Origin of the sequence: Bacillus sp. G16 (assembly GCF_021282335.1) — a bacterium.
Lineage (GTDB): Bacteria > Bacillota > Bacilli > Bacillales > Bacillaceae > Bacillus > Bacillus inaquosorum.
Genome location: NZ_JAJSOZ010000003.1, coordinates 68,111 through 80,577 on the forward strand (window position 1 = coordinate 68,111; position 12,467 = coordinate 80,577).

Annotated in this window: 14 protein-coding genes, 1 riboswitch and 1 other annotated feature; all 14 genes read left to right on the top strand. The window is 44.5% G+C overall.

Features of this window, described 5'->3' with window-relative positions; translation table 11 throughout:
- Nucleotides 1–77 precede the first annotated feature (77 nt).
- The 14 genes from LWH95_RS04300 to pyrR all read left to right on the top strand — a co-directional run bounded on the left by LWH95_RS04300 (nt 78) and on the right by pyrR (nt 12,366).
- Nucleotides 78–872 carry an ABC transporter ATP-binding protein gene (locus LWH95_RS04300; protein ID WP_133487524.1) on the top strand — a complete coding sequence of 265 codons (795 nt, stop codon included), beginning with the start codon at nt 78–80 and terminating at the stop codon, nt 870–872.
- Between the two features lie 12 nt (nt 873–884).
- A riboswitch (TPP riboswitch) is annotated at nt 885–986 on the top strand.
- Between the two features lie 86 nt (nt 987–1,072).
- Entirely contained in the window at nt 1,073–2,353 is a 1,281-nt protein-coding gene (locus LWH95_RS04305; protein WP_232919036.1) for an acetylornithine deacetylase, read from the top strand.
- An 82-nt stretch (nt 2,354–2,435) separates the two neighbouring features.
- Nucleotides 2,436–2,681, top strand: a complete 246-nt coding sequence (locus LWH95_RS04310) for a YlmC/YmxH family sporulation protein (protein WP_003232153.1) — start codon at nt 2,436–2,438, stop codon at nt 2,679–2,681.
- Between the two features lie 162 nt (nt 2,682–2,843).
- Nucleotides 2,844–3,680, top strand: coding sequence for a peptidoglycan editing factor PgeF (gene pgeF, locus LWH95_RS04315; RefSeq protein WP_232919037.1), 837 nt, complete (start codon nt 2,844–2,846; stop codon nt 3,678–3,680).
- 6 nt (nt 3,681–3,686) lie between these two features.
- Entirely contained in the window at nt 3,687–4,379 is a 693-nt protein-coding gene (locus LWH95_RS04320) for a YggS family pyridoxal phosphate-dependent enzyme (RefSeq protein WP_232919038.1), read from the top strand.
- The gene (sepF, locus tag LWH95_RS04325; RefSeq protein WP_019258347.1) at nt 4,376–4,831 is read left to right on the top strand and encodes a cell division protein SepF; all 456 of its coding nucleotides are present in this window, start codon (nt 4,376–4,378) and stop codon (nt 4,829–4,831) included. The genes LWH95_RS04320 and sepF overlap by 4 nt, the downstream gene beginning before the upstream one ends.
- A 6-nt stretch (nt 4,832–4,837) precedes the next feature.
- On the top strand, nt 4,838–5,110 hold the full coding sequence (locus LWH95_RS04330; protein WP_003221463.1) for a YggT family protein: 273 nt from the start codon (nt 4,838–4,840) through the stop codon (nt 5,108–5,110).
- Nucleotides 5,111–5,170: 60 nt separating this feature from the next.
- Nucleotides 5,171–5,944 carry a YlmH family RNA-binding protein gene (locus LWH95_RS04335; protein ID WP_232919039.1) on the top strand — a complete coding sequence of 258 codons (774 nt, stop codon included), beginning with the start codon at nt 5,171–5,173 and terminating at the stop codon, nt 5,942–5,944.
- 93 nt (nt 5,945–6,037) lie between these two features.
- A complete protein-coding gene (gene divIVA, locus LWH95_RS04340; protein WP_003221468.1) occupies nt 6,038–6,532 on the top strand; it encodes a septum site-determining protein DivIVA in 495 nt (164 codons plus the stop codon).
- Between the two features lie 62 nt (nt 6,533–6,594).
- Nucleotides 6,595–6,821 (top strand) — a binding site (T-box leader).
- A gap of 52 nt (nt 6,822–6,873) precedes the next feature.
- Complete coding sequence (gene ileS, locus LWH95_RS04345; protein WP_232919040.1) at nt 6,874–9,639, top strand: isoleucine--tRNA ligase; 2,766 nt, start codon at nt 6,874–6,876, stop codon at nt 9,637–9,639.
- 144 nt (nt 9,640–9,783) lie between these two features.
- Nucleotides 9,784–10,158 carry a sporulation-related RNA polymerase-binding protein YlyA gene (gene ylyA / locus LWH95_RS04350; protein ID WP_003238661.1) on the top strand — a complete coding sequence of 125 codons (375 nt, stop codon included), beginning with the start codon at nt 9,784–9,786 and terminating at the stop codon, nt 10,156–10,158.
- A 102-nt stretch (nt 10,159–10,260) separates the two neighbouring features.
- Nucleotides 10,261–10,725, top strand: coding sequence for a signal peptidase II (gene lspA / locus LWH95_RS04355; protein ID WP_003238660.1), 465 nt, complete (start codon nt 10,261–10,263; stop codon nt 10,723–10,725).
- A 1-nt stretch (nt 10,726) separates the two neighbouring features.
- Nucleotides 10,727–11,638, top strand: coding sequence for an RluA family pseudouridine synthase (locus LWH95_RS04360; protein ID WP_232919041.1), 912 nt, complete (start codon nt 10,727–10,729; stop codon nt 11,636–11,638).
- Between the two features lie 182 nt (nt 11,639–11,820).
- The gene (gene pyrR, locus LWH95_RS04365) at nt 11,821–12,366 is read left to right on the top strand and encodes a bifunctional pyrimidine operon transcriptional regulator/uracil phosphoribosyltransferase (protein ID WP_003221477.1); all 546 of its coding nucleotides are present in this window, start codon (nt 11,821–11,823) and stop codon (nt 12,364–12,366) included.
- Nucleotides 12,367–12,467: the final 101 nt, after the last annotated feature.

The window sequence follows — 12,467 nt, forward strand, 5'->3', positions numbered from 1 at the left end:
AAAATAAGGTATTCTAGTCCGTACAAAGTTTTATGAAAATTAAAACAATTATAATAGAAGTTTAGAGGAGGACCACGATGATTTTGCAGCTTGACAATGTCTCACTAAAACGAAATGGAAAATGGATACTGAGGGATATTCATTGGAAGGTGGAGGAAAAGGAAAATTGGGTGCTTTACGGATTAAATGGTGCCGGAAAGACAGCGCTGTTAAATATGCTTTGCTCATATTACTTTCCAACATCAGGCGAGATGCAGGTGCTTGGCCATGAATTTGGTAAAACCGAGCTTGGGGAGAAGCTCAGACGGAAAATTGGCCTCGTCTCAGCGGGTCTTCAGCAAAAATTGTATCCGGCAGATTCAGCCTTTGAGATTGCGTTGAGCGGAGCTTACGCTTCGATAGGATTATATGAAACGCCAAGTGCGGAAATCAGGGAAAAAGCGATTGGTTTGTTAGAGGATTTGGGTGCAATAGAATATGCCGACCGACGCTATGAAACCCTTTCTCAAGGAGAAAAACAAAGAGCCTTGATTGCAAGAGCGCTAATGGCCGATCCGGAGCTGCTGATATTGGACGAACCGGTCACAGGGCTGGATTTTATTGCCCGGGAAAAGCTGTTAGACACGATTACATATATTGCAAACAAAGAAAAAGCGCCATCGATCCTTTATGTGACACATCATGCGGAAGAAATTTTACCGGTCTTTGACAAAGCCCTTTTGTTAAAACAGGGAGAGGTCTTTAGATCAGGAGAAATAAAGGAAATGCTCACTGATCACATACTTTCCGCTTTTTTTGATACGCCAATCCATGTATTATGGAATCAGGATCGGCCGTTTTTAACAAGAGCCGAGCCGATAACGAATGCCTGACAAACACATATAGATTCATCCTAGGGGTGCTTTGCGAAGCTGAGAGAGACATTGTCTCAACCCTTTTGACCTGATCTGGATCATGCCAGCGGAGGGAAGCGGTGAAATAGCGGAGTACATAGGACTCTGTTTGTTTTTACTAAGCCGTTTCATAACATTTGAAACGGCTTTTTGATTTTTAAGAATAGGAGCTGATCACATTGAATCAACAAATAGACTCTCTGTTAAAAAAGGTGGAAGATCAAAAGAAGGAGCTTATTCAGCTGGCAAAAACGCTGATTTCTTATCAAACACCTGCTCCGCCTGCAAGAAATACAGACGGCATTCAGTCATGGATTGCTCGGTTTTTAAATGAAATGGGATTCTCGATCGACAAATGGGACGTGTACCCGGGAGATCCCAATGTTGTAGGCCTGCTAAAGGGAACAGATGCAGCAGACTATCATAGCTTGATCATCAATGGTCATGTAGATGTGGCAGAGGTAAAAGAGGATGAGGATTGGGAGCATGCTCCGTTTCATCCAATTGAAAAAAACGGTTTCTTAATCGGACGGGGTGCTTCTGATATGAAAGGCGGAATGGCGTGTGTGCTGTTTGCGGTCAAATTGATTCGTGAAGCCGGCATTGAACTTCCAGGTGATTTGATTCTGCAATCGGTTATCGGGGAGGAAGTTGGAGAAGCCGGTACGCTTGAGTGCTGTAAGAGGGGCTATCGCGCTGATTTTGCAGTTGTCGCAGATACGAGCGATATGCATATTCAAGGCCAAGGCGGTGTCATTACAGGCTGGATCGAAATCAAAAGCAGTCAAACGTTTCATGATGGGACGAGGCGGAATATGATTCATGCAGGCGGAGGAACATTCGGGGCAAGCGCAATTGAAAAAATGGCAAAAATCATTGCGGGGCTCGGTGAACTTGAGCGCCACTGGTCCATTATGAAAAGTTATCCCGGCTTTAAACCAGGCACAAATACGATTAACCCGGCTGTCATTGAAGGAGGCAGACATGCGGCTTTTATAGCGGACGAGTGCCGGCTGTGGATCACAGTCCATTTTTACCCGAATGAAACCCATGACCAAGTGGCAGCGGAAATAGAAGATTACATCAATCGGCTGAGTGACAGTGATATTTGGCTTAGGGAAAACCGCCCTGTTTTTAAGTGGGGAGGCTCATCTATGATTGAAGACAGAGGAGAAATTTTTCCGGCACTGGAAGTTGATCCTGGCCACCCAGGCGTCTCAGCGCTTACTGTGTCTCATGAGAAAGTGAAACGGGAGCGCCCGGTTATGGACGTTTCTCAATCCGTTACAGACGGGGGATGGCTGTATAATGCCGGCATTCCATGCGTGATATACGGTCCTGGCGATCTGCACAATGCACACTCCGTAAACGAGGAGGTATCGATTGAGCAGCTGGTAGATTATACAAAAATCATGCTCGATTTTATCATCAGCTGGTGCAGCCGTAAAAAAGAACAGTGATCATGAAAATTTCTTCTTGCTGACAAGGTTCAGCCCGCCCGTTCATATACTGGAAAAAAGGACGGAAAAAGGACGTGATGGGATGATCAGCATTTCTGAATTTCAGGTGAAGGATGTCGTCAATGTCTCAAACGGAAAAAAGCTGGGGAGCATTGGTGATATAGATATCAATGTGACCACTGGAAAAATTCAAGCGATCATACTGGGAGGAAATGGGAAGGTTCTCGGTTTTTTTGGAAAAGAAGAGGAATTGGTCATTCCATGGCGAAATATAGTAAAAATCGGGGAAGACGTGATCTTGGTCCGATTAAGTGAACCGCATGCATAACCTGCTTTGTCTGCCGCGGATTGGCAAATGCCGGAAGTCTCGATTCTTCCGGCACATTTCATTTAGAAATATGCAAATCGGCGCTCAACGAATGCAGAAAGATGTGGTAAAATAAGTGGGAAATTCCGCTTTTTTAAATGTTTGTCGAAAGGTTGGATCATCATGAATACATATCACCCATTCAGTCTTACCACACCCTCGACACTCATGATACAAGACTGGACACAAACGAATCAAAACAACAGAGAAGTCATTGCCGGATTTACTACGAAAAACGGCGGTGTCAGCCAAAAGCCTTTTGAATCGTTAAATACAGGATTGCACGTTCATGACAAAGATGCAGATGTAGTTAAAAATCGTGAATATATTGCCGATATGTTTAATATTGATTTGCAGTCTTGGGTATTTGCTGATCAGACACATGATAATCGCGTTCAGAAAGTGACGCAGAGGGATAGGGGAAAAGGCGCCCGTGAGTATCACACGGCTTTAAAAGCAACGGACGGGCTCTACACAAATGAAAAGAATGTGGTTTTGGCATTATGCTTTGCTGATTGTGTGCCTCTTTTCTTTTATGATCCGGTTAAATCGCTTGTCGGGGTCGCCCATGCCGGGTGGAAAGGCACTGTCAAACAGATTGGCAGAGAAATGGTGAAGCAATGGACCGAGCAGGAAGGTTCAAAGCTCTCAGATATTTATGCTGTTATCGGACCGTCTATCAGCGGAGCATGCTATACGGTAGACGATCGTGTCATGGATGCTGTCCGCGTATTGCCGGTTTCAGCAGAACGTGCCGTAAATCAGACGGGAAAGGGACAATATCAGCTTGATCTGAAAGAGCTGAACCGCCTCATACTGATCGACAGCGGTTTGGCAAATGAACAGATTTCTGTCAGCGGTTTATGCACGGAAAGTGAGCAGTCGCTTTTCTATTCTCACCGCCGCGATCAGGGGAAAACTGGACGGATGATGTCCTTTATCGGAATGAAGGAGGCATAAAAGATCTTGCGTGTTGTTGATAATTTACGACATATAAACGAACGAATAAACGAAGCATGTAACAGATCGGGCCGCAGCTCCGATGAAGTTACGGTTATTGCTGTCACAAAATATGTATCGCCTGAAAGAGCACAGGAGGCAGTGGATGCGGGCATCACCTGCCTCGGAGAGAATCGGGACGCGGAACTGCTCCGCAAACAGGAAATGATGAAAGGGGATCCTGAATGGCATTTTATCGGCAGTCTTCAATCAAGAAAAGCAAAAGCTGTCGTCAATGCGGTTTCCTATATCCATTCCTTAGACCGGCTCTCATTAGCGAAAGAAATTGAAAAACGGGCTGAAGGCACTGTCAAATGCTTTGTGCAGGTCAATACCTCTCTTGAGCCTTCTAAACACGGCTTGAAAAAAGAAGAAGTCATTCCCTTCATACAGGAGCTTTCCGGTTTCGAACACATCGTTGTGGCCGGACTGATGACAATGGCTCCGCTGACTGATGATCAAGATCAGATCAGAAGCTGTTTCCGGGCGCTGAGAGAACTCCGTGACCAGGTTCAGGAGCTGAAACAGCCAAACGCTCCGTGTACTGAACTGTCGATGGGCATGTCAAATGATTTTGAAATTGCAATTGAAGAAGGGGCTACTTATATTAGAATCGGCTCATCGTTAGTCGGAAATGAAACAGGGGGTGTACAGCAATGAGTATGAAAAATAAACTGAAAAACTTTTTCTCGATGGATGAGGAAGAATACGAATATGAATATATTGAGACAGAGCGGGAGTCTCAAGAAGAGCATGAGCAAAAAGAAAAGCCGGCTTATGCCGCAAACAAACCTGCGGGCAAACAGAATGTAGTAAGCTTGCAAAGTGTTCAGAAATCCTCTAAAGTGGTGTTGAGTGAGCCGCGCGTTTATGCGGAGGCCCAGGAAATAGCCGACCATTTGAAAAACCGGCGGGCAGTCGTCGTCAATCTTCAGCGGATACAGCATGACCAGGCTAAGCGGATTGTTGACTTTTTAAGCGGAACCGTTTATGCCATCGGCGGCGATATTCAAAGAATCGGCTCGGATATTTTCCTCTGCACGCCTGACAACGTAGATGTATCAGGCACAATTTCTGAGCTCATATCTGAAGACGAACATCAGAGGTGGTAAAGCGAGATGATCCTTTATCAAGTTTTTTCGGTTTTAAGCTTATTAATTACAATATACTCATTTGCCCTGATCATATATATTTTTATGTCATGGGTGCCGAGTACGAGGGAAACGGCAGTCGGGCGTTTTTTAGCTTCGATTTGTGAACCATATCTCGAACCATTCAGAAAAATCATCCCTCCGATCGCAATGCTGGATATTTCACCGATCGTAGCTATACTTGTGCTTCGGTTTGCGACAACCGGCTTGTGGGGGCTTTATCGCATGATTGCGTTTTAAAGTGACAGTTTGATAGGGGCTTGGCAGCTGCCAAGCCTCTTTACATAGAAGGGAAAGACGATGAGCGATATCTATCAGCACTTCAGAAAAGACGAGCGGGCCTTTATTGATCAGGCGCTCGAATGGAAAAGTATTGTCCAGGAGCAGTACCGGATGAAACTGACTGACTTTTTAGATCCCCGAGAGCAGGTCATCCTCTCTGCTGTTACCGGACAGGCAGATGTTGGGCTTGCTTTTTCCGGCGGCTATGACAGAGCGGAGCGAAAACGGGCGATCCTCTATCCAGAATACATCACTCCGGAAAAATCAGATTTTGAACTGCAGGCGTTTAACGTCCGTTATGCTGAAAAGTTTGTCACAGTAGACCACCGTTCTCTCCTAGGTGCATTAATGGGTATAGGCTTAAGGCGGCAAAAGTTTGGTGACATCGTGTTTTCTGAGACATCAGTGCAATTGATTGTCTCAGCCGATACCGCTGATTTTGTGGCTGCACAGCTGACCCAAGCAGGCAAAGCTGCGGTCAGCCTAGAGAAAATTGACTTGTCAGACCTTAACATTCCGGCAATAGATGTCGAAATAAGAGATGACACGGTTTCTTCTTTAAGGCTTGACGCCGTCTGCGCCTCTATGAGCAGGCAATCCCGCCAGAAATCACAGACGCTCGTGAAAAACGGACTCGTGAAAGTGAACTGGAAGGTAGTTGAAGATCCTTCATATATGGTAGCAGAAGGGGACATGCTCTCTATCAGAGGTTTTGGACGATGCAGCTTAACAAAAATCGAAGGAAAAACCAAAAAAGACAAATGGAGAGTTACGTTTGAACGACAAAAATAGTCGGTTTTTCAGTTTTTTTCTCCATCTGTGCGAAATTTGTTTTATAATGTGAACTAGATAACCGTACTGAAATGTAAAAATGGAGGTGGCATCATGCCATTAACGCCAAATGATATTCACAACAAGACGTTTACAAAAAGCTTTCGCGGATATGATGAAGATGAAGTAAATGAATTCCTAGCGCAAGTCAGAAAAGATTATGAAATTGTTCTCCGTAAGAAAACTGAGCTTGAAGCGAAAGTCAATGAACTTGATGAAAGAATCGGACACTTTGCCAATATTGAAGAAACGCTGAATAAATCGATTTTAGTTGCTCAAGAAGCGGCTGAAGACGTAAAACGCAATTCTCAAAAAGAAGCAAAGCTGATCGTTCGGGAAGCGGAGAAAAACGCTGATCGCATTATCAACGAATCTTTATCAAAATCAAGAAAAATTGCAATGGAAATTGAAGAGCTGAAAAAACAGTCTAAAGTTTTCAGAACACGTTTCCAAATGCTGATTGAAGCACAGCTCGATCTTCTGAAAAATGACGATTGGGATCATCTGCTTGAGTATGAAGTCGACGCGGTATTTGAAGAAAAGGAATAAATTCTCTGATTATCTTGACATTATCTTAGCTTGTCGAATATAATACGTTCATAAATTCAGATGAAAAGACGGTTGAAAGGGACAGTCATGTTTCCTTCAGGCCTTCATAGCGACCCGGAGATGGTGAGAGCCCGGGATGGCCGGAATCATGTAGATCAGCCCTTAAGTTTCCTTTCTGAACTCACAGTAGGTTAGGACGTTCATCACGTTACGATGCTCGAGAGGAAAAAGCGTATGCTGGCTTTTTCTAAAAGGGTGGTACCGCGAGATAAGCTTTCTCGTCCCTTATGGGATGAGAGGGCTTTTTTTATTTTCTGAAAAAATGCAGTGGAGGAATGAAAATGGATTTTAAAGACACGCTCTTAATGCCGAAAACAGATTTCCCGATGCGAGGAAATTTGCCAAACCGTGAGCCTGACATTCAAAAGAAATGGGAGGAACAGGATATCTACCGTCTTGTGCAGGAACGGACGAAAGACCGCCCGAAATTTGTTTTACATGACGGACCTCCGTATGCAAACGGCGACATCCATATGGGCCACGCGCTTAACAAGATCTTGAAGGATTTCATTGTCCGTTACAAATCAATGAGCGGTTACAACGCGCCGTATGTACCAGGCTGGGATACACATGGATTGCCGATTGAAACAGCTCTTACAAAAAACAAAAAAGTCAACCGCAAAGAAATGTCAGTAGCGGAATTCCGCAAGCTGTGTGAAGAGTACGCTTGGAAGCAAATCGAGGGGCAGCGTGAGCAGTTCAAACGCCTTGGTGTCCGCGGTGACTGGGAAAACCCGTATGTGACATTAAAACCGGAATACGAAGCGCAACAAATCCGCGTATTTGGTGAGATGGCAAAACGAGGCTACATTTATAAAGGCCTTAAACCGGTTAACTGGTCACCTTCAAGTGAGTCTGCTTTGGCTGAAGCTGAGATCGAATATCAAGATAAACGTTCAGCATCTATTTACGTTGCTTTCGGTGTGAAAGACGGAAAAGGCGTTCTTGAAAACGGTGAGCGAATCATCATTTGGACAACAACGCCTTGGACAATTCCGGCGAACCTCGGAATTTCAGTGCACCCTGATCTTGAGTACAGCGTGGTTGCAGTTGGTGAAGACCGCTTTGTCGTAGCAAGTGCTTTAGTTGAAAATGTTGCATCTGCATGCGGATTTGATCAATATGAAGTGACAAGAACGATTAAAGGGAAAGACCTTGAGAACATTATCGCTGAACACCCGCTCTATGGCAGAGACTCACTCGTTATGCTAGGCGAGCACGTAACAACTGATGCCGGAACAGGCTGTGTTCATACAGCGCCCGGACACGGAGAAGATGACTTTATCATCGGTCAAAAATACGGTTTAGATGTGCTTTGCCCAGTTGATGAAAAAGGTGTAATGACAAGTGAAGCTCCTGGCTTTGAGGGCATGTTCTATGATGATGCGAACAAAGCGATCACACAGCAGCTTGATGAAAAAGGCGCGCTTGTGAAGCTTGAATTCATTACTCACTCTTATCCGCACGATTGGAGAACAAAGAAACCAACCATTTTCAGAGCGACAGCGCAATGGTTTGCGTCTATTAAAGATTTCAGATCAGACCTGCTGGATGCCATTAAAGAAACCAAATGGGTTCCTGAATGGGGCGAGCAGCGTTTGCACAACATGGTGCGTGACCGCGGAGACTGGTGTATTTCCAGACAGCGTGCGTGGGGTGTTCCGATTCCGGTATTTTATGCCGAAAACGGAGAACCGGTTATTACAGATGAAACCATTGAACATGTTTCTGAATTGTTCAGACAGCACGGCTCAAACATTTGGTTTGAAAAAGAAGCGAAGGATCTTCTTCCGGAAGGCTTTACGCATCCTGGCAGCCCTAACGGCACATTTACAAAAGAACAGGACATCATGGATGTTTGGTTTGATTCAGGCTCTTCCCATCAAGCGGTGCTTGAAGAACGTGAAGACCTCGTTCGCCCGGCTGATTTATATCTAGAAGGATCAGACCAATACCGCGGCTGGTTTAACTCATCTCTTTCTACAGCAGTAGCCGTAACAGGAAAAGCGCCATATAAAGGTGTGCTCAGCCATGGATTTGCACTGGATGGAGAAGGACGCAAGATGAGTAAATCAATCGGTAACGTCGTTGTTCCAGCTAAAGTCATGAAACAGCTCGGTGCCGACATCTTGAGATTATGGGTGTCTTCAGTTGATTATCAGGCGGACGTTCGTGTGTCTGACGCAATTCTGAAGCAGGTTGCTGAAGTATACCGTAAAATCCGCAATACGTTCCGTTTCCTTCACGGCAACCTATTCGATTTTGATCCAAAAACGAATGCGGTGGCTGTCGAAGATCTTCGCGAAGTGGATCAGTATATGCTGATTAAGCTGAACAAACTGATTGATAAAGTGAAAAAAGCGTATGATGAGTACGAATTTGCGGTTGTGTATCACAGCATCCATAATTTCTGCACAATCGAATTGAGCTCATTCTATCTTGATTTCGCAAAAGATATTGTGTACATCGAGCATGCGGATCATCCGGATAGACGCAGCATGCAGACAGTATTCTATGAAACGCTTCTTGCATTAGTAAAGCTTTCAGCGCCGATTCTTCCTCATACGGCTGACGAATTATGGTCTCATTTAACATTTGTCGAAGAGCAAAGCGTTCAGCTGGCAGACATGCCGGAAACAATTGCGGTTCCAAACAGCGAAGCGACAGAAGATAAATTTGACCGCTTTATGGCTATTCGTGATGATGTACTAAAAGCATTAGAAACTGCGCGGAATGAAAAAATTATCGGTAAATCATTGGAAGCGAACCTGAAATTGTATCCAAACAAAGAAAACCAAGAGCTCTTGGCTTCCATTAAAGAAAATCTTTCTCAACTGTTTATTGTTTCTGAACTAACCATCAGCGAAGAAAATGAAGCGCCGAACGATGCGCAAAGCTTCACGACAGGTAAAATTGCTGTCGAGAAAGCGGAAGGCGAAATGTGTGAGAGATCCCGTGTGATCTCAAAAGATGTAGGCGCGAATCCGAAATACCCTACACTTTCACTGCGAAACGCAGAAATCGTTGAAAAATACTATCAAAAATAATGAAAAATAGTCCGGCGTTAAAGCCGGGCTTTTTTTGTGCCAAGAGTGACATCGTTTAGAACGGCAGGAAAAATCTTATGGGCTTTAGATCATCATTCACAGGCAACACTATAGGTACTACGTTAAGAGCAGGAGTTGTGATGAATGAATGATCAACTGACCGCAATTTATACGGAACTTCTTCTGATGAAAGAAGAATTACAGTCGAGATTATTTGAGTATTCTTGCTTTCAGGTTTCAACAAGCCCGCAAGCAGCAATCAATCATAAACAAAAAGCAACTCTGATCTATCACATTAAAGAAGAGCTACAAGACGTTCTCCTCGCATTGTCCAAAATCGAAAACGGCACATTCGGATACTGCGAAGAAACCGGGGCTCCCATTCCTCTTTCAAAACTGGCGGTGTTGCCGACTGCCCGAACAGCAAACGATTTTCTTTATTCTGTCCAATTCGAAAAAAAAACGCTTCCGCTGTGGAAATCAACCGATATCGAATATGGTCAGGCACTGTATGAATAACAGTGTCTGGCCAGTTTATATGCCTGATATTTCTTTACTCCAGTGCTTTTTATTGATAAAATGCATAATGGATTAAAGTAACCGTAAACTGGAGGAACGTTTGTGCTGTATTATGTGATTGCACTACTTATTATTGCAGCCGATCAATTGACAAAATGGCTTGTTGTTAAAAACATGGAGCTTGGACAAAGCATTCCGATCATTGATCAGGTATTCTATATCACCTCCCATCGCAATACGGGTGCTGCATGGGGGATATTAGCCGGTCAGATGTGGTTTTTCTACCTCATTACAACCGCGGTTATTATTGGCATTGTTTATTACATACAGCGTTATACAAAAGGACAAAGGCTTCTTGGCGTGGCCCTCGGACTTATGCTTGGCGGTGCCATCGGCAACTTCATCGACCGGGCTGTCAGACAGGAAGTTGTGGATTTTATCCATGTTATTATTGTGGATTATAATTACCCGATTTTTAACATCGCGGACTCGTCACTATGTGTCGGCGTAATGCTTTTATTTATACAAATGCTGTTGGACAGCGGGAAAAAGAAAAAGGAGCAATAGCATGAATCAAATTGATATAACCGCTTCAGAAGAACAAAAAAGTGAGCGGATTGATAAATTTCTGGCATCGACTGAAAATGATTGGTCGAGAACCCAGGTGCAGCAATGGGTGAAAGACGGACAAGTTGTCGTGAACGGAAGCCCTGTAAAATCGAATTATAAAATTCAGCCAGGTGATCAGGTGACCGTCACCGTACCTGAGCCGGAAGCGCTCGACGTGCTGGCAGAACCTATGGATCTGGATATTTATTATGAAGACCAGGATGTGCTGGTCGTCAATAAACCTCGCGGAATGGTTGTGCACCCAGCCCCTGGGCATCTTACGGGTACGCTTGTAAACGGCCTTATGGCTCATTGCACGGACCTTTCCGGAATAAATGGCGTGATGCGTCCGGGGATCGTTCACAGAATCGATAAGGACACGTCCGGCTTATTAATGGTAGCGAAAAATGATATGGCGCATGAGTCTCTCGTGAACCAATTGGTCAACAAAACGGTCACGCGGAAATATACGGCAGTTGTCCACGGGCTTATTTCTCACGATGACGGCACAATTGATGCACCGATCGGACGAGACAAGAAAGACCGTCAAAGCATGACTGTGACGCGTGATGGCAAAAACGCCGTCACTCATTTTCATGTGCTTGAGCGTTTTCAGGATTTTACGTTGGTGGAATGCCAGCTTGAAACAGGGAGAACGCATCAAATTCGTGTTCATATGAAATATATCGGATTTCCATTAGCAGGCGATCCAAAATACGGTCCGAGAAAAACGATCGATTTTAACGGCCAGGCCCTTCACGCCGGAATTTTAGGTTTTGATCATCCTCGTACCGGTGAATATGTCGAATTTGAAGCGCCGCTCCCGGAGGATATAGCAGAATTAATCGAAAACCTCAGAAAAAACGGTTGACAGACTGTTTCTTTTCTGAAATAATAAACGAAGCTGAATAGATTCTTTAAAACAGTCCAGAGAGGCTGAGAAGGATAACGGATAGACGGGATGCGTGTATATGCGCGCACCTTGTCCTAAAACCCCTCTATGCTCTGGCAGGAGGGGTTTTTTCTTCTATATAAACTGTGAGGTGTCACACATTGAATCAAAAAGCTGTCATTCTCGACGAACAGGCAATCAGACGGGCACTGACCAGGATTGCTCATGAAATGATCGAACGCAATAAAGGGATGAATAACTGCATCCTTGTCGGCATCAAGACAAGAGGGATTTACTTGGCAAAACGCCTTGCAGAACGAATCGAACAGATTGAAGGGAATCCTGTAACAGTTGGTGAAATTGATATTACTCTTTACAGAGACGATCTTTCCAAAAAAACGAGCAACGAAGAACCGCTTGTGAAAGGTGCAGATATTCCGGTAGACATCACAGATCAAAAAGTCATTCTCGTTGACGATGTCCTGTACACCGGAAGAACGGTCAGAGCAGGTATGGATGCGCTTGTTGATGTAGGCAGACCTTCCTCCATTCAGCTGGCTGTGCTTGTTGACAGAGGACACCGGGAGCTGCCGATCCGAGCGGATTATATCGGGAAAAACATCCCGACATCAAAAGCTGAAAAGGTGATGGTTCAGCTTGATGAGGTAGATCAAAACGATCTCGTCGCCATTTATGAAAATGAATAATAGATCACCTTTTTAAAGGCAATCCAGAGAGGTTGCAAAGAGGTGCACAACAAAGTCCCGAAAGTATTCGGCAGGTCTTTGTATGCCTCTTTGCGTAAAAA